Genomic DNA, 17389 nt, shown 5'->3' on the forward strand with positions numbered 1-17389 from the left:
ATTCGACTGGTTTGTGTATAGTCGCAACATCCGGCCTTATTCCTCTGTTACTCGGGTAGTTCATCCCATAACCAGGCTATGAAATTACACTACCTGTTGTTTCTGCTCCCTTTGTTTGTCAACGCTCAATCGGATAGGGATGGCGGAGCGGTTTGCCGAACGGGGAAACTACGCAGTCAGGAGCGGCTGGCTACCAATCCCAAAGCGCGCCTGGCCTATCCTGGCGATGCATCGATTGACGTCACTTATTACGGGCTTGCTATTCATCTTACCCACAGCCCCAACTACCTGCGCGCGTCGGCAACCATAACACTCAAAAGTACAGTTGCCAACCTGACTAGTTTCTTTCTGGATCTCAATTCGACTTCGGCCATTACCGGCGAAGGATTACGGGTCGATTCGGTTAAGGCGGGTACGCAGCACCTGGTTTATCAGTTTGCTCAAAATAAGCTGGTCGTTACCCCGGCTCAGCCATTGGCCAACGGCCAGGCAGTAACGTTAACGGTGTTCTATCAGGGTATTCCCAACAGTCGCGACCTGGGCAGTTTTCGGTTTAGCACGCATGAACGAACCAGCGAACCCGCCATCTGGAGTTTGAGCGAACCCTATGGCGCACCAGACTGGTTTCCCTGCCGGGACTCCCCCGCCGACAAAGCGGACTCATCCTCCGTACGCATTACGGCTCCGGCACGATTTGTTTCCGTTTCCAATGGTACACTCGTCAGCACGACCGACAATCCCGACGGTACCCGAACGTATCATTGGCGAAACAGCTACCCTATTGCACAATACCTGATTTCGGTAGCGCTGTCTAACTATGAACGGTACGACACCCCCGTTACGCAGGCTGGACAGCTCCTGCCCGTTACCCATTATATCTACCCGGAGGTACTGCCTTTGGTACGCGCCAATCTTGACCTGACACCTGCTATGCTTCGGTTATTTACGGAGCGGTTTGGTCCTTATCCATTCCTTCGGGAGAAGTACGGCCATGCACAGATAGGCCAGGGCAACGGCGGTATGGAACACCAAACGATCAGTTCGATGGAAGAACGGGCACTCACCCCTACCGTGATTGCCCACGAACTGGCCCATCAGTGGTTCGGCGATAAGATCACTTGCCGCGATTGGCAAAATATCTGGCTCAATGAAGGATTTGCTTCCTACGCCGAAGCCGTTTATGCCGAGTCGGTTAGCGGGCGGGCTGGCTACCTGGCAACCATGAACGCATTTGCAGCCCGTGCCCGGAATGCCAGCGGAAGCATCTACGTGCAGGACATCAGCAACTTCGCGAATATCTTCAATAGCAACCGTAGCTACGCAAAAGGAGCAACGGTGTTACACATGCTGCGCGGTATCGTGGGCGACAGCACCTTTTTTCGTATTCTCCGTACCTATACGGCAGCTCCGGCTGTCGCGTATGGCACAGCCGTTACGGAAGATTTTCAGGCCATTGCCCAGCAGGTATCAGGACAGGACCTGGCGTACTTCTTCAGGCAATGGATTTACGGAGAAGGGTACCCAACCTACCGCGTGACAGTTTCAGATGGCACGTCGGCAAACACGACTACTGTCCGGCTGGAACAGCGTAACGGTGTGGCCAGCGCCCCCCTGTCGTTTACCATGCCAATACAAGTCCGGATTCAATCGGCAGCGGGCGACACTACGGTTAGCGTAGTAAACAATCGTACCGACCAAACATTTCTACTACCCAGCCGGGGAAAGGTTACAGGTGTGGTGATCGATCCTGACAACTGGATTTTGAAAACGGTAGAATCGACAACACTCGTTATTACGGCTGCATCAGAGCCGTCGTTGAATTCGTTTCGCGTGTACCCCAATCCCACCGCCGATGCGCTGACCGTCGATTTCGCTACGTCTACAGTGGGGCCGACAACCCTGTTACTGACCAATATGCTTGGCCAACGGGTTCACACACGGATAGAGCAAAAACTCCTGCCGGGTAACCACACCCGAACCTTCGACCTTACAGGCTTGTCTGCGGGTCAGTACACGGTGCTGCTACAAACGCCGGATGGATCGCAAAGCCGGGTAGTTCTGGTGCGATAGTAGCTTTCTCATTTATGAAAAAGCGTCTCGTTCTGCTACTAAGTATACTGATTGTCCCTGGTGTGATGTTTGGTCAGGACAGGTTAGGGATCATCCGACATAACCACCTGGCTATTCATGTGAAAGATGTGCCGACGAGCACTGTGTTTTACCGCGATGTACTGGGGTTGAAATCGATACCGGTACCTGATAATCTGAAGCTTACCCGTGCCTGGTTCGACATTGGAGACGGCCAGCAGATTCACCTGTTAAATGGTCGCACCGAAACTATAACCCACGACCGCAATGGCAGTCATTACGCCTTGTTCGTGGAAGATATCGACAAGTCGGAGCAGTTTTTAAAGAGCAAAAACATTCCCTATCACCGGCAGGTACGTTTCGATGGAGTCGTGCAGATCTACTTCTCCGATCCAGACGGTTATTTGTTTGAATTGAATCCAGGTAAGAAATCAACGGCAGGGTATTAGGTTTCACGCACGAGCTAATCATACGTAAAAATAGGCCTCTCTTCCTCTTTCCGGCTTAAGTTAACATCTACCTGGTCCACTGAATCAGTTGTCGAATAATCCTGCTAACAATTTTGGGTAAACGGAGTTTTTATAGCATAAGTAAAGCAGTCTGATTCTGTCAAGATCAGGCTGTTTTCATGTAATCTCTCTGACTAACCTTTATGAAAGTATCCGATTCAACGCCAACTCCAGTTACTTCTACTCAATCAGTAAATCAGTCTACGTCTATAAACCGTTCTTCCGGGGCATTTTCAACCAGCGACGTCCATGATCTGATCTGTTTCTCGCATTTGCGCTGGAACTTCGTCTACCAGCGTCCTCAGCACTTACTGGAACGGGCTACCAAGCACTATCGGGTCTGGTTTATTGAAGAGCCAATGTGGGGCAATGAACTTAAAATGAGTACTTGCCAGCAAGCTGATGGGCTAACCGTATTGGTTCCACACCTGCCAAATGGTACGAGTCCCGAAGCAGCTTTGGCCTTACAGCGACAGTTGATTGATGCATTCATACAACGCGAACGCATCAGTGATTTCGTTGCCTGGTATTATACGCCAATGGCTATGCTCTTTACGGATCACCTGAAACCCAGGTTAACGATCTATGACTGCATGGACGAACTATCGGCCTTTTGGGGAGCACCTCCCCAGTTGCTGGAGCAGGAAAAGAAGCTGATGCAACGCGCCGACCTCGTGTTTACGGGTGGTTACAGTCTCTATGAAGCAAAGCAGAATCGTCATTCCCACGTATTTGCTTTTCCAAGCAGTATCGATTTTGCTCACTTTTCTGCGGCCCGGAACCCCCAGCCCGACCCCGCTGATCAGCGTGGTGTTGGCAGTAAACGGATAGGTTTTAGTGGCGTTATCGATGAGCGGTTTGATTATACATTACTGGGTGAGGTAGCAAAACGCCGTCCTGAGTGGCAGTTTGTCATGATTGGCCCAATCGTAAAAATTGATCCAGCCCTACTACCGCACGGCTCAAATGTGCATTATGTAGGTATGAAAGCTTATAAGGAGTTGCCTGCCTACTTCAGCAACTGGGACGTAGCTATATTGCCGTTTGCGCTGAATAATTCGACAAAGTACATCAGCCCGACAAAAACTCCTGAATATCTGGCAGCAGGTTTACCCGTTGTTTCAACACCCATACGAGATGTAGTTCGTACGTATGGTAGTGAGGACTTTGTTCAGATCGCCGGCACAGCCGATGAATTTGAATCGGCTATTGAAACCGCCCTGAATGGTAATCATCCGGGAAACTGGCCGACAATCGATGCTTTTCTGGCCGAGAACTCCTGGAACCGCACCTGGAGTGAAATGAATCGGTTAATGGTGGCCCAGATGAGTCTGGAAATAGAACAGTAATCAATTGATCAGTTGGTGAGTCAGTGAGTCGGTCAGTTATCCAGTCAATTAGTCAACAACTGACCGACTCACTGACTCACCAACTGATTACTGACTGACTCACCAACTGGCCAACTGATCAGTCTCCTCTAGGCACAACCATTACAACTTCTTCTTTTTCAACGATTACTTGCCCTTCGGCCAGTCCTTTGGGTTTTCGAACAAATTTCTTGGGTGTCACCGTCACCGGACACAGGCTGTCGGTTCGTCGCCGGGAATACCAGGCCGCTAACTCCGCAGCCCGCTCAATTACGTTTTTCGGAAAGGTTTTCCCCGCCTTGTACTTTATGACGACGTGCGAACCAGCCACATCTTTGGCGTGTAACCAGAGATCTTCTTTATGCGTGTACTTTTGAGTTAGCAGATCATTATTTTTTGCATTACGACCGATCAAGATACGGAAGTTATCGAGCAGGACTTCCTTGAACAACTGGGCTTGTGTACCATCAGATGAGGCCATGGACGGTGCCTCCTGAACCAGGTTCGTTTGTTTAACATAACGACGGAGTTCCTTAAGCGTCGCTATTTGCTCGATATCAGCCTTCTGCTGGTCCATCCGTTCAATTTCGGCTTCCCGCGTGGCTACCTGCCGACTGAGATGTTCCTCTTCTATTTTTTCGTTCTTCGATTTCCGATAGTAGTTCTCTGCATTTTTTTGAGGACTCAAATCAGGTTTTAGTTTGATACTAATGGGCTGATCACGGTAAAAGTCAAGCAGGGTTACCCGATCTGGAGACTTAGCGCCCGGTACTTCAGGTATATCGTGCAGATTGGCCATCAGGATATGCCCCATTTCTTCATGACTCGCTCCTTCGTCACGGGCTATAAGTCGATTCATATTTCCCTCGATCTGTGCCTGCGCACGCTTACGGCGCTTGTCGATTAGCCGTAACCAGTCCGCTTTTTCCTGTTCAAAGGTACTGAGCCCGTTGAATGCAATAAAAAACCGGTTGGCAGCCTCTATAGGTTCGCCGAACTCTCTGACGACCGGATCGCTGGCTTGTACGTGTAATGGCAGCAAACTCAAGGTGGGTTTGTGTGCCAGTCTGATCAGGTAATAACGTGGATGCTCAAGTTGATAAACCGTTTCCTGAATCAGGCTCCAGGAAACCGCTTGCCCTGGTTCTTTTTTCTCATCCAGATAGTGATGAACGACTTTCCCGAACGTAGGGAACAGTTTACGATGGTCGAAGTCCGCCCGCTCAAAAGCGTCGAACGACTGATCGATAGGATGATCAAGTGTGTCGAGTGAGAGTTTCCAGTCAGTGGCCAGGTTATGATTAAATAAATCGATAACGGTATTTCCCTTAAACGCCAGCAGGTTAGGGCGATTGCCGAAAAACTTGAACAGCAAGGTCAAGTCATTTTCCAACGTGATAGCCAGACAACGTTCATTTAAAAATGAACGAACACCGAGAACAGCCCGGCCAGGGTGGTGATCATCTTCAGCCGTCGGGTCAATCAAGCTATCAAATAGGTCGACACTGTTGGAGCGGGCCCGTTGTACCGATTCGGGAAAGAACAGACCTGAAAAGTCAGGCCGTAAGGTTGCTTTTATGTAGTAGGGCTTGTAGTAATTCTGTTTGCCTTTAGCCTCCGCAAATACGAGGACTATCTCATCCCGGTCCTGACTGAAGCAGGCTACAAACCGGAGGTTTTCTAGCTGATTGTTAAGAGCAGGAGCAAGCTGACGAAGAAAATAATAGTTGGTATGCATAGCACCACAAAGGTAACATACGATAAGTTGAATGATATACTAAGTATATTTTTCAAAAATATTATCTATCTATATTAAGCTAAGTATTTATACTTATTATATAATAAGTAATGGTTAACGTATTGACTTACAATTAATTAAAAAAATAGTTTTTATACTATTCACAGATAAAATTAGACGACGGAATCAGTTGCATTACTATCGTCCAACTAATCCTTTGAAATAACACGTTAAGGCTATAATATTGGGGGTTAAATCAAACGTAAACTTACCTAATATTTATGAAAGCAATACTCTACCGGTTTTTGCAGACCGTTTTCGTAGCCGCGTTCATGTTGCTATTCAACTTGAATGCTTCTGCTCAGGACCGTCGTGTAACGGGTAAAATTAGTAGCGCCGATGGCCCCATACCAGGTGCTAACGTTGTTCTGAAAGGTACCAGTACCGGTACCTCTACCGACGCAAACGGTGAATTCACACTGAGCGTGCGCGGTGCAAATCCTGTCCTTGTTGTCTCTGCAATCGGTTCCAAAACGCAGGAAGTAACGGTCGGTAACCGGACAACGGTCGATCTTACGCTGGCCGATGATGCTACTGCACTGGACGAAGTAGTTGTAACAGGTTATACGACCGATACCAAGCGTGAAACAACCGGTGCCGTTTCGACGGTTAAGGCTAAAGCCCTTACCGCTGTTCCATCGGGTAACGTAGAGCAGCAGCTTCAGGGCCGGGTTTCGGGTCTGACGGTTATTACCAATGGACAGCCAGGAACAGCTAGCCAAGTTCGTGTACGGGGCTTCGGTGCTTTTGGTGGTAACGAACCCCTGTATGTAGTTGACGGTGTGCCCGTTGGCAACACAGAGTTCCTGGCCCCTGACGATATCGAGTCGACAACCGTTCTGAAAGATGCCGCTTCGGCTTCTATTTATGGAGCGCGGGCAGCCAATGGCGTTATTGTCTACACAACCAAGAAAGGCGCTCGTAAATCCCGCAAGCTTTCTATCAGTTATGACGGTCAGTTAGGCGCAACCGATCCGGGCACAGGCCTTGAAATGCTTAACCCAACCGAGTATGCGCAGTGGACCTGGAATCAGTTCCGGAATACGGCTGCTCAAAATGGTGAGGCTCCTGCTTTTAGCCATCCCCAGTTCGGCACAGGCGCTTCACCCGTCATTCCTGACTTTATCAACGTAGGTGGTGCCGCTGGCGTAGTTGGTTCCGTGGATCTCGCAGCCGAGCGGCTCAAGTACAATACCGACCCAAAAGCGGGTTCTATCTATCAGGTAGTTCGGGCTAACAAGCAGGGTACAGACTGGTATGATGCCATCACACGGGTTGCTCCCCTACAGCGCCACACCCTGGGTTTCTCGGGCGGTGGTGAGAACAATCGTTTTTACATCAGCTTCAGCGCACAGGACCAAAAAGGTATTCTGCTATCGAACAGCTTCAAGCGGTATACATTCCGGGCCAACAGTGAGTACGATCTTTCAAAGCGCGTACGGCTTGGCGAAAACGTTCAGTTCACCTACCGGTCGGTACTGGGCCAGAATGGTGATAATAACGGTAGCGGGGTAGCTTCGCAAGAGAATGACATTCTCCAGGCGTTCCGTATGCCATCCATCATTCCTGTTTACGATGAGTTTGGCGGCTATGCCGGTACGGCAGCGAAGGGCTTCAACAATCCACGTAACCCACGCGCTAACCAGGACGGTTTACTTAACAACCGGGGTTTTGGCATCAATGGTACAGGAAACGTTTATCTGGAAATTGATCCGATCGAACATTTGACCCTGCGTAGCAGCGTAGGTGGTGGTATTGGCAGCAACTATTTCTGGGGCTACAGCCGGTTACAATACGAAAACTCGGAAAACAACTCTGCTTTCGGCTATAATGAGGGCAGTGGTTATGGGATGAACTGGGTAATCACCAACACCGCCAGTTACAAACGTCAGATTGGTATTCACAAATTTGATGTGTTAGCTGGACAGGAAGCACTAAACACCGGTGTAGGCAGAAACATGCAGGGTAATGGTCAAAACCCATTCTCGACCGATACCGACTACATCAACCTCAATACGGTGTCGGCAACGGGTCGTACGGTTGGTAGCGGTTACGGCAAAGGGGTAAACTTCTTCTCGGTATTCGGACGGGTTAACTATTCCTTCAACGATAAGTATATCGTAACCGGACTTATCCGTCGTGATGGATCGAGCCGGTTTGGCTCCAACAACCGCTATGGTGTGTTCCCGGCAGCCTCGGCAGCCTGGCGTATTTCGTCGGAGAATTTCATGAAGAACCTGCCATGGGTAACGGATCTGAAAATCCGGGGTGGCTACGGTATTATGGGTAACTCGAACAACGTTAATCCAAACAACCAGTATAGCCTATACGCAGCCAATCTGGGCAACTCCGCCTATGACATCAACGGCAGCAACTCCAGCACGGCTGAAGGCTACTACCGGAGCCGGATCGGTAACCCGAATGCGAAATGGGAAACTTCCGTTACAACGAACTTCGGTCTGGACGGTTCGTTCTTTGGCAACCGCCTGGAAGTAGTTCTTGACATCTGGCGCAAGGATACCAAAGACCTATTGTTCCAGGTGCCTGTCCCTGACGTAATTGGAACGTATGCCGATGCGCCGTCGGTTAACATCGGCCAGATGCGTAACGAAGGTATCGACTTACAGGTCATCACACGTGGCAAAATTGGCTCTGAGGTAGGGTTTGAAGCGAACATTACGGGTAGCCTGCTGAGCAACAAGATTGTTGCCCTGGCTCCTGGTCTAACGTATCTTACCAGTGTAAACCCTGGTTTCCGGGGTATCAACCCGATCCGGAACCAGTTGAACTACTCGATCTCGTCCTTCTACGGTTACAAGACCCTGGGTCTGTTCCAGACGAAAGAGGAAGTAGCTGCTGCACCAAAACAGGATGGCGCGGCTCCCGGCCGTTTCCGCTTCGCCGACATCGATGGTAATGGCAAAATCGACGCTGATGACCGTACCTACCTGGGTAGCCCGGTTCCTAAGTTTACGGGTGGTCTGAACCTGAAGTTCACCTACAAAGGCTTCGACATCGAGACCTACGCGTATGCATCGGTTGGCAACAAGATCTTCAATGTATCGAAGTGGTTCACCGATTTTTACCCATCGTTTGCTGGTGCTGCCATCAGCGCTCGGGTGAAGGATTCCTGGACGCCAACCAATACGGGTGCTACCGTACCCATCTACGAAGCGGCTTCGAACTTCAGTACCAACTCCCAGTCGAACTCGTACTATGTTGAAGATGGCTCTTACTTCCGGTTGCAGAACCTGTCGATCGGCTACAACATCCCTGCCAGCTTCCTGAGCCGTATCGGCCTGCAGCGCGCCCGGGTATTTGCGTCGACCAACAACCTGTTAACGATCACAAAATACCAGGGCCTGGACCCAAGCGTAGGCGGAGCAGCTGATACGAACTTCGGTATCGATGTGGGTAACTACCCTATCACCCGGAGCTTCACCGGCGGCTTAAGTTTCGGTTTCTAACCGAATCCTGCTTACCTGATCATGTAGCCGGGTAATATACCCGGCTACGTAATCTCAAAGTCATTAGTAATAGTGCTAACGTTTGTAATCAGACATGAACACATCCATAAAAAAAATTACGCTTGGTACCGTTGCAACGGTAACCCTTTCCCTGGTGGGTATTGCCTGCCAGGATAAATTCCTCGAAATTCCGGCAACCGGCCAGTTGAGTGGTACCCAGTTATCGTCAAAGGCAGGTATCGAAGGTTCATTAATCTCGGTCTATGCGATGCTGAACGGCCGATCTGAGCGCTTAGCTTCAGCTTCAAACTGGCTTTGGGGTGGTATTCGCGGGGGTGATGCGAATAAAGGCACTGACCCAGGGGACTTCTCGTCGATCAACCCAATTCAACGCTTCGAGACGATTTCTACAGGCGACGTTGCCAGCACCTGGCGGGGTAAATACGAAGCGATTAGCCGGGCTAATGCCACGTTAAAACTGCTGGCATCAGCCGGAACTGACGTTTCAGCTTCTGAAAAAAAACGTATCGAGGGTGAAGCTCGTTTCCTGCGTGGTTTCAACTACTTCGAACTAAAGCGTTTGTACAATAACACGCCTTATGTCGATGAAACGGTCGATTATGCAGCTGGTATTGAAAAGGTGTCGAACACAGTAGAGTTATACCCAAAAATCGAAGCCGACCTCAAATTCGCTTATGATAATTTGCCTGAAACTCAGTCGGCTGTTGGTCGGGTGAACAAGTGGGCAGGTGCGGCTTTACTGGCTAAGGTGTACATGTACCAGAAGAAGTTCACCGAAGCAAAGGCCTTGTACGATCTGATCATCGCCAATGGTAAAACGTCGGGTGGCAAAAAGTACGGTTTGGTAGCGAGATACCCTGATCTCTTCAAGGCATCGAACGATAACAATGAAGAGTCGGTATTTGCTATTCAGGCAGCGGCCAACACGGGTAGTGTTAACAACGCTAACCCTGAGTTTGACCTCAACTATCCATACAACACGGGCCCGAACGGACCAGGTAACTGCTGCGGCTTCAATCAGCCTAGCTTCGAGTATGTGAACTCGTTCCGTACTACTGCGACCGGATTGCCCCTGCTGGATGGCTCGTACAACAGCGCGGCAAACGCCGTTAAGAACGACATGGGTGTTCTCTCGAAAGAGGCCTTCACGCCCGACGCTGGTAACCTGGACCCACGTCTCGACCATGCGGTTGGCCGTCGGGGTATCCCCTACCTGGATTGGCAGGATTTTCCCGGTGCTGACTGGATTCGTAACCAGCCAAACGGTGGTCCTTACTCGCCAAAGAAGTTTACGTACTACAAGTCGGATGTGGGTTCGTTGCAGGACAACAGCTCGTGGACACCCGGTTACTCGGCGCTTAACTTCCCAATCATCCGTTTTGCCGACGTACTGCTGATGGCTGCCGAAGCTGAGATTGAAGTGGGTTCATTGACGAAAGCCCTTGAATACACAAACCTGGTTCGGAAGCGGGCCGCTAACCCAGCAAGTTTTGTTACGAAGGCTGGCGCTCCGGCCGCTAAATATGTGATCGCCGAATATCCGGCAACACTGTTTGCATCGAAAGACGACGCTCGTAAAGCCGTTCGCTTCGAGCGTCGCTTGGAGCTGGGCGATGAAGGCCACCGTTTCTTCGATCTGGTTCGTTGGGGTGTTGCTGCACCAACGCTCAACGCTTACCTGGCCTACGAAGGTACCAAACTACCTACGACCCTGGGTGGCGCTACATTCACAGCGAATCAGGACGAGTACCTGCCTATTCCGCAGGCTCAAATCGACCTTCAGGGTAAAGATGTGTTGAAGCAGAACCCTGGATATTAATTTTAATAGTACAGATCTATAATTGTTAGAGCCGGCCTTGATCTCAGGGTCGGCTCTTTTCGTTTAACCAATGGGTAAAAAGCGAATGCCAAAAAGCTGAACACATACTATTCTTGGCGTGGCTTTAGCCCAGGGCCCGTTAACCTTTGCCAAAGTTCAAAACTTTGGCAAAGGTTAACGGGCCCTGGGCTATTGTATAAACGTAGTCAAGAGTTTATGTGATAACGGTCTTAGCCGTTGTAATAGTAGGTTATACAACAAGCTATAGCTGCGGCCACTCATCATCCTTAACTTTCCTCCTGGCTTTCACTCTAAAAACCTTAAATAGCTCAGTATAGCTCTATTCCAGCTATTTTCTTTATCGTATATGAAGGTGTTATAAGTTATTATCAGGCTGTCATATATATCCATACTTAAATAAGATGCGTGATCTACAGGACCCCTAACTGAGTAACCATTGGTTTTCCCATAAATAAGTATGGTGATGATGTATGGCTTAGCTATGAACCTGTTTCAGATTCACGTTAGCCGATGTTTCATTCAGCCAGGGGGTCGGTGGTAGCCTGGACGGCCACGTCCGGGTAAGCGTATTCCCATTTCAATCCCGGACGTAGCCGTCCAGGCTACCACCGACCATGTCCGGCCAGTAATTCTAAACAGGTTCTGTTTCAAGATAATATATCTGGAAAAGGGCAATAAAAAACAGGGCCACCCCTGAGAGTAGCCCTGTTGTATCAATAAACGCTATGTGACGATGCTTAGCTTAGTAGCCAGGATTCTGCTTCAGAATCGAGGTGCTCTGCAAATCAATCTGCGTTTGTGGCAGTGGTAAATATTCGTTCTTGCCAGCAACGAAAGCGGCACCGCTATATGCGTTCGGCAACTTGGTTTTCTCGTACGTCAGGAACGCATTGAGTGCCGGTGCCGCAATACCCCAACGAACCAGGTCGAAGAAACGGTGACCTTCTTCAGCTAGCTCCAGCTTACGCTCAAACCGAACAGCGGCCCGAGCCGCATCCTTCGATGCAAAGGTCGTGGCTGGATACTGGCTGACCACATAATTTGCAGCCGGTGCGCCAGCCGCTGTTTTTACGAACCCGGCTGGGTTGGCAGCACGGGCACGTACCAGGTTAACGTAGCGACGAGCCGTCTCTACGCTACCCACTTCAACTTCTGCTTCGGCAGCCAGCAGCAGAACGTCGGCATAACGCATAAGAACAACGTTCGTAGCAGACCATCCTTTCGTCCAGTTCGATACATCACCCACCTGGCTTTGCTGAGCCAGATAATACACATACTTTTTGGTAGAGTAAGGGCCACCGAATAACTGGTTACGAGTCCATGCGCTTGTGAACGGGCCCCAATCCAGATACGGAATACCCCGGCGGCCAACAGTGTGATCCAGGCGTGGGTCAACCGTACGGGTGTCTGGAGTGAATGCATCACTTGGCAACAGACCAAGGTCAGACTTCAACTCATTGGTAGGGCTGTCATAAGCGCCGTTAGTCTGAGCTACATCGATTGGCAAACCAGTAGCATCGGTACGGAACGAGTTCGCCAAATCAAAACTTGGCTTGAAGAAGTCGCAGCAACCTGGTCCGATTACACCGCTGTATGGGTAGTTCAGGTTCAGGTCATTGGAAGCCGCATCTGAGCTACCCGCGTTGGCTACGTTCTGAGTCGAGAAGATAGTTTCTTCGTTATTCTCATTAGCTGCATTGAAGATCTGAGCATACTGAGGAACCAGGCCGTATTTCTTACCATTCGACGTGGTTCCGCTCGCAATGATCAGGTCGAACAATGCTTTCGCTTCGGCATATTTCTTCTCGTGCATGTACACCTTGGCCAGATACGATGCAGCAGCCCATTTGTTAGCTTGTCCTGCCTGAGTCTGTGCAGCGGGCAGGTTGTCATAGGCAAATTTGAAATCAGCTTCGATCTGTGGCCAGATGTCTACGTTGTTCTGCACCTCTGTAATGCCAGCACCGTAATCGACCGTCTCATCGATGTAAGGGACCATGTTGAAAGTCCGCTTAAGATCGAAATAATACAGGCCTCTCAGAAACCGGGCTTCGCCAGTAAGCCGCAATTTTACAGCGTCAGTTACGGTAGCGACCGCATTTGGTACCGTCCGAAGCACCGAGTTAGCCCGGCTAACACCTTCGTATAACGCATTCCAGCGTGCATTCAGCTCGCTATTGGCTGCCGTAATCTGATAGGTTTCGAAGGGGGTGATGCCATTGAAATCGGAAGGGTCGGAGCCTTTGTTAGCGTCTCCACCCATGATGCTGCCATACAGCCAGTTGGTTGAACTAGCCGTTTGCGAGTAACCCCGTCCGTTTAGCTGCGCGTAGGCGCTGATCAGCAAGCCTTCCAGACCATCTTTCGATGTTAGTAGAGAGCTAACTAACTGGCCCGTTGGCGCTACGTCCAGAAACGAGTCCTTACAGGCTATTGAACCAGTGGTCAACAGCACGATCAGACTAGCTCCTCTTATGATTGTCTTTTTCATAATTGATATTTCTCAAAAACAGATTTGTATAGTTGGTTTTGGCAGCCAGCTCCACCCTGTCTATAAGAATGAAGCTGGCTGACACAACTTGATTTTTAGAATCCAATGTTCAAACCAACATTGTAGCTCCGGGTGATTGGGTAGTTACCAACATCGATACCGAAGTTCCGGTCAGCAGCACCACCAACGCCCGGATCCAGACCCTGGTAACCGGTAACAGTAAACAGGTTATTGGCAGCCACCGAAATACGAACCCGGCTCAGACCAATCCGATCCAGCGTACCTGCTGGGAGGGTGTAACCGAGCGTGATGTTCTGCATCCGCAGGTAAGAGCCATTCTCAACGTAGAACGAGTTCGGTACTTGGTTAGTACTGAAGTTTGATACGTCTTCGAATATTGGCTGTGATGTTCCCGTGTTGGTTGGTGTCCAGGAATCTTTCACGCGGGAACTGATGGCAGCACCTGAGAACGATGGATAGAAATCGGTGAACCACTTCGACATGTTAAAGATCTTGTTGCCAACCGATGCATACAGATAAGCGGCTACGTCGAACCCTTTGTAGTTAACCTGTAGGTTAGCACCACCAGTGAACTTCGGAATCGGGCTTCCCAGAGACGTCCGGTCATCGTTGTTGATTATACCATTACCATCGATGTCAGCATACCGGAAACGACCGACACCGGCACCCTCCTGGGTAGCAGCCCCGTTGATCTCCTCTGTCGAATTAAACAGGCCGATCACTTTGTAGCCGAAGAACGTAGCCAGGGGTTGACCAGGTTGGTTCCGGGTAGGCGCTAGCTGCAACCGGTTAGTGCCCGGCGCAATGTCAACATAAGGTACTGTTGGAGCTAGGGAAGTGACTTTGTTGTCCAGTATGCTACCGGTCAGATTCAGCTCGTAGCCAACGCCACCAGCAATTTTACCCCGGTTGATCAACTGAATGTCGATACCCTGGTTACGCATGCTGGCGATGTTTACCGATGGAGCCGTTGCCCGCTGTCCAACTACACCTGGAATAGGCACTTCGAATAACAGATCCTTGGTGTCTTTGCGCCAGATATCGAATACGACATCAAATTTACCGTTGAAGAACGATCCGTCGATACCGATGTTCGTTGTGGTACTGGTTTCCCACTTCGCATTGGGGTTACCGATCCGGCTCCGGAAGAAGCCTGGGTTCACGCCCTCGTTGGTACCTGCCAGGTTATACGAGTTAGCAATGTTCGACTGGAACAGGCTATACTGGTTGTTTGGGTCCACATTGTTCGAGTTACCCATCTGACCCCAGCCGCCCCGTACTTTCAGGTCCGTAATCCAGGCGATATCTTTCAGGAAATCTTCACCCGATAAGCGCCATGCTGCCGAGAAAGCAGGGAAAACACCGTAGCGGTTAGCCGCACCAAAACGCGACGAACCATCCCGACGAATTACGCCAGTGAAGATGTACTTATCCATGAGGATATAGTTGATCCGGCCAAACTGCGAGTAGAAGTTCACACCGCTGAAGAGATCACTGTTCGACTGACGGCCAAGAGCGGCAGCCGTTGTGATGCTGGCGTAGTTCGGATCCGTCGAGAATGGGTTGTTACCTACCCCACTCAGGTTCCGGCCAAAACCCGTGTTAAGGGCCTCAAGACCCGCTAATACGTCGATGCTGTGAATGCCAAACGTCTGCTTGTACTGGGCTGTATTGGTAAACGTCCACGCGATGTTATAACCGGCCCCTTCGTTGATCTGAAAGCCACGTCCGTTTCCTTCCGCGTTTTCGTAGGTATTACGAGCGGTCGTTTTGTTATAATAATTGCTGATAGACCCGCCAATGCTGCTACGAATTGTCAGCGCTGGAATGACATCGTACTCCAGATACGCGTTACCAAACAGACCAACGTTGAAATTCCGGTTGTTTTTAGCGGCCTCGCGGCCTGCCACCGGGTTGGCAGGGTTGTTGAACCCACGGGCAGCAGTACCGGCATACCCACCAAACTCATCGTAAATAGGGATGATTGGTGCCATACGGAACGCAGTCAAAATATCACCTTCTTCCTGCGACAGGTTCTGGCCTGCATTGCCGCCTACCTGACCCGAGTTGTCGATGTAAGTAGCCTGTACATTCTCACCAAACCGCAATTTGCCATTCTTCAGAATATCAAAATCTGAGTTGGCCCGCAGCGTATACCGGCTAAAGTTGTTGTTCAACAAAATACCGGCCTGCGTCTGCTGGCTAAGGCTGACATAATAACGGCTGCTTTCTGTTCCGCCCGAAAAGCCAAGAGTATGACGCTGTATGGGAGCAACCCGTGTGATAGCACCGTACCAGTCAGTTCCCTGCTGATTGGCCCGAGTTACCTGATAAATAGGCCCCAGCGAATTGTCGATGTTGTACTTTAGCCGCTCAGCAGCCAGATCAACGCCACCCGTTACACCAAACCGGTCGCCAACCTGCAAATATTCAGGTAAAACCGGCGTCGCTCCTGAACCATACTGTCCACTGGCAATACCCGTAAAACTATTCGGACCAATAGTTCCCCCGTTGGCCGTTATACGATTACGAACAGCATTCCAAGACCAGTCAGCCTGCTCCTGCGGATTCAGAACCGCCGGTGCTTTGCCCGGATCGGTAACACCATACAGACCATCGTAGGTAACGGTCAGTTTTTGTGCTCTGCGCTTACCCTTTTTAGTGGTGATAACCACAACACCGTTGGCGGCACGCGCTCCGTAAATCGAAGCAGCAGCGGCATCCTTCAGAATCGTTGTCGACTCGATATCATCAGGACTGATAATACCGCTGCCACCCGTAGGCACACCATCAATTACATACAGAGGTTGGTTACCGCCAAAGGCACCAAAACCACGTACCCGAATCGTGTTATTAGCCCCAGGCTGACCACTCGCGATAACCGTCACACCGGCAACACGTCCCTGTAACTGGGTTTCTACGTTTGCCGATGGAATAGCAGCAAGGTCTTTAGCCCTTACAGTAGAAATAGCACCCGTGTTGTCGCGCTTACTGTCGGTAGTATAACCCGTAACAACCACTTCATTCAATGCAGTAGCGTCATCAGACAGGGTTATCGTCAGGTTACTTTGATTACCAACGGTTACTTCCTGCGTTTTGAAACCAATAGCCGAAATAACCAGTACTGGATTTGCTCCCTGGATAGACAATGTAAATGCCCCTTCGGCATCGGTCGAAGTACCAACCGTAGTTCCCTTCAATACTACGTTTGCTCCCGGTACTGCGCCTTCCGTTCCGGAGACGCGACCCGTGATTCGTTGACCCTGGGCTGAAACAGTCATACTACTTACTAGTATGACTGTAACAACCAAACAAGCTGATAAAAGCTGGTACAATCTCGTTTTCATAAAGTACAGATAAAATTCACCATATCGGTTTTCGGATGCAATTTTATACACGTTTCGTTATGTATACGCGAGAACGTGGCTCACCAATCAGCCAGCCTTTTTTTTTAGCGTTATGCTTATAGAACTAATAAAGTAATACTTAAAAAAAACCCTCAATTTTTATATAAAAACTATCTTACTACCCTTTAAGCACTTAAATGAGCATGTTTAAGTATTAATACTTACTCAAAAAAATTATTACTTATGTACTCAATTGTATTATTCCTAACTATTAAAATTCGATTAAAATTACATCTATGTATTTTTTTTGCATTATCCAATTTTTTACCAATATTTTGTTAAGGTATCATTTGTGGCTCTTTGCACTCCAAACGTTAATAGTAGCATTATTAAATGATAATTTTACGTCAAATTAACTGATTACCACTTTTTATAACGTG

Annotated in this window: 8 protein-coding genes; 5 read left to right on the top strand and 3 right to left on the bottom strand. The window is 49.5% G+C overall.

The annotated features are described in order from the left end of the window. Window positions 1-78: 78 nt before the first annotated feature. From FH603_RS02065 to FH603_RS02075, 3 genes are all read left to right on the top strand, one after another. Window positions 79-2070 (top strand): M1 family aminopeptidase, encoded by a 1992-nt coding sequence (locus FH603_RS02065; protein ID WP_186735549.1) that lies wholly within the window; start codon window positions 79-81, stop codon window positions 2068-2070. 14 nt (window positions 2071-2084) lie between these two features. After that, a complete protein-coding gene (locus FH603_RS02070) occupies window positions 2085-2537 on the top strand; it encodes a VOC family protein (RefSeq protein ID WP_186735551.1) in 453 nt (150 codons plus the stop codon). Window positions 2538-2740: 203 nt separating this feature from the next. After that, window positions 2741-3946 carry a glycosyltransferase family 1 protein gene (locus FH603_RS02075; RefSeq protein WP_186735553.1) on the top strand — a complete coding sequence of 402 codons (1206 nt, stop codon included), beginning with the start codon at window positions 2741-2743 and terminating at the stop codon, window positions 3944-3946. Between the two features lie 118 nt (window positions 3947-4064). Here FH603_RS02075 and FH603_RS02080 read toward each other — a convergent pair whose 3' ends face one another. After that, a complete protein-coding gene (locus FH603_RS02080; RefSeq protein ID WP_186735555.1) occupies window positions 4065-5702 on the bottom strand; it encodes an NFACT RNA binding domain-containing protein in 1638 nt (545 codons plus the stop codon). 281 nt (window positions 5703-5983) lie between these two features. On the opposite strand from FH603_RS02080, the gene FH603_RS02085 reads away from it, so the two are divergent. Continuing rightward, the gene (locus FH603_RS02085) at window positions 5984-9229 is read left to right on the top strand and encodes a SusC/RagA family TonB-linked outer membrane protein (protein ID WP_186735557.1); all 3246 of its coding nucleotides are present in this window, start codon (window positions 5984-5986) and stop codon (window positions 9227-9229) included. Between the two features lie 94 nt (window positions 9230-9323). Continuing rightward, window positions 9324-11069: a RagB/SusD family nutrient uptake outer membrane protein gene (locus tag FH603_RS02090; RefSeq protein WP_186735559.1), complete on the top strand. Its 1746-nt coding sequence runs from the start codon at window positions 9324-9326 to the stop codon at window positions 11067-11069. Between the two features lie 763 nt (window positions 11070-11832). Here the strand turns inward: FH603_RS02090 and FH603_RS02095 are convergent. Then, the gene (locus FH603_RS02095) at window positions 11833-13581 is read right to left on the bottom strand and encodes a RagB/SusD family nutrient uptake outer membrane protein (protein ID WP_186735561.1); all 1749 of its coding nucleotides are present in this window, start codon (window positions 13579-13581) and stop codon (window positions 11833-11835) included. 95 nt (window positions 13582-13676) lie between these two features. Further along, window positions 13677-16949 carry a SusC/RagA family TonB-linked outer membrane protein gene (locus FH603_RS02100; RefSeq protein WP_186735563.1) on the bottom strand — a complete coding sequence of 1091 codons (3273 nt, stop codon included), beginning with the start codon at window positions 16947-16949 and terminating at the stop codon, window positions 13677-13679. Window positions 16950-17389: the final 440 nt, after the last annotated feature.

The sequence above is a fragment of the Spirosoma utsteinense genome (assembly GCF_014282275.1).
Taxonomy (GTDB): Bacteria; Bacteroidota; Bacteroidia; order Cytophagales; family Spirosomataceae; genus Spirosoma; species Spirosoma utsteinense.

Coding starts and splice junctions, on each gene's coding strand:
- FH603_RS02095 (WP_186735561.1), bottom strand. CDS start 13,581: ATGAAAAAGACAATCATAAGAGGAGCTAGTCTGATCGTGCTGTTGACC.
- FH603_RS02070 (WP_186735551.1), top strand. CDS start 2,085: ATGAAAAAGCGTCTCGTTCTGCTACTAAGTATACTGATTGTCCCTGGT.
- FH603_RS02080 (WP_186735555.1), bottom strand. CDS start 5,702: ATGCATACCAACTATTATTTTCTTCGTCAGCTTGCTCCTGCTCTTAAC.
- FH603_RS02085 (WP_186735557.1), top strand. CDS start 5,984: ATGAAAGCAATACTCTACCGGTTTTTGCAGACCGTTTTCGTAGCCGCG.
- FH603_RS02100 (WP_186735563.1), bottom strand. CDS start 16,949: ATGAAAACGAGATTGTACCAGCTTTTATCAGCTTGTTTGGTTGTTACA.
- FH603_RS02075 (WP_186735553.1), top strand. CDS start 2,741: ATGAAAGTATCCGATTCAACGCCAACTCCAGTTACTTCTACTCAATCA.
- FH603_RS02065 (WP_186735549.1), top strand. CDS start 79: ATGAAATTACACTACCTGTTGTTTCTGCTCCCTTTGTTTGTCAACGCT.
- FH603_RS02090 (WP_186735559.1), top strand. CDS start 9,324: ATGAACACATCCATAAAAAAAATTACGCTTGGTACCGTTGCAACGGTA.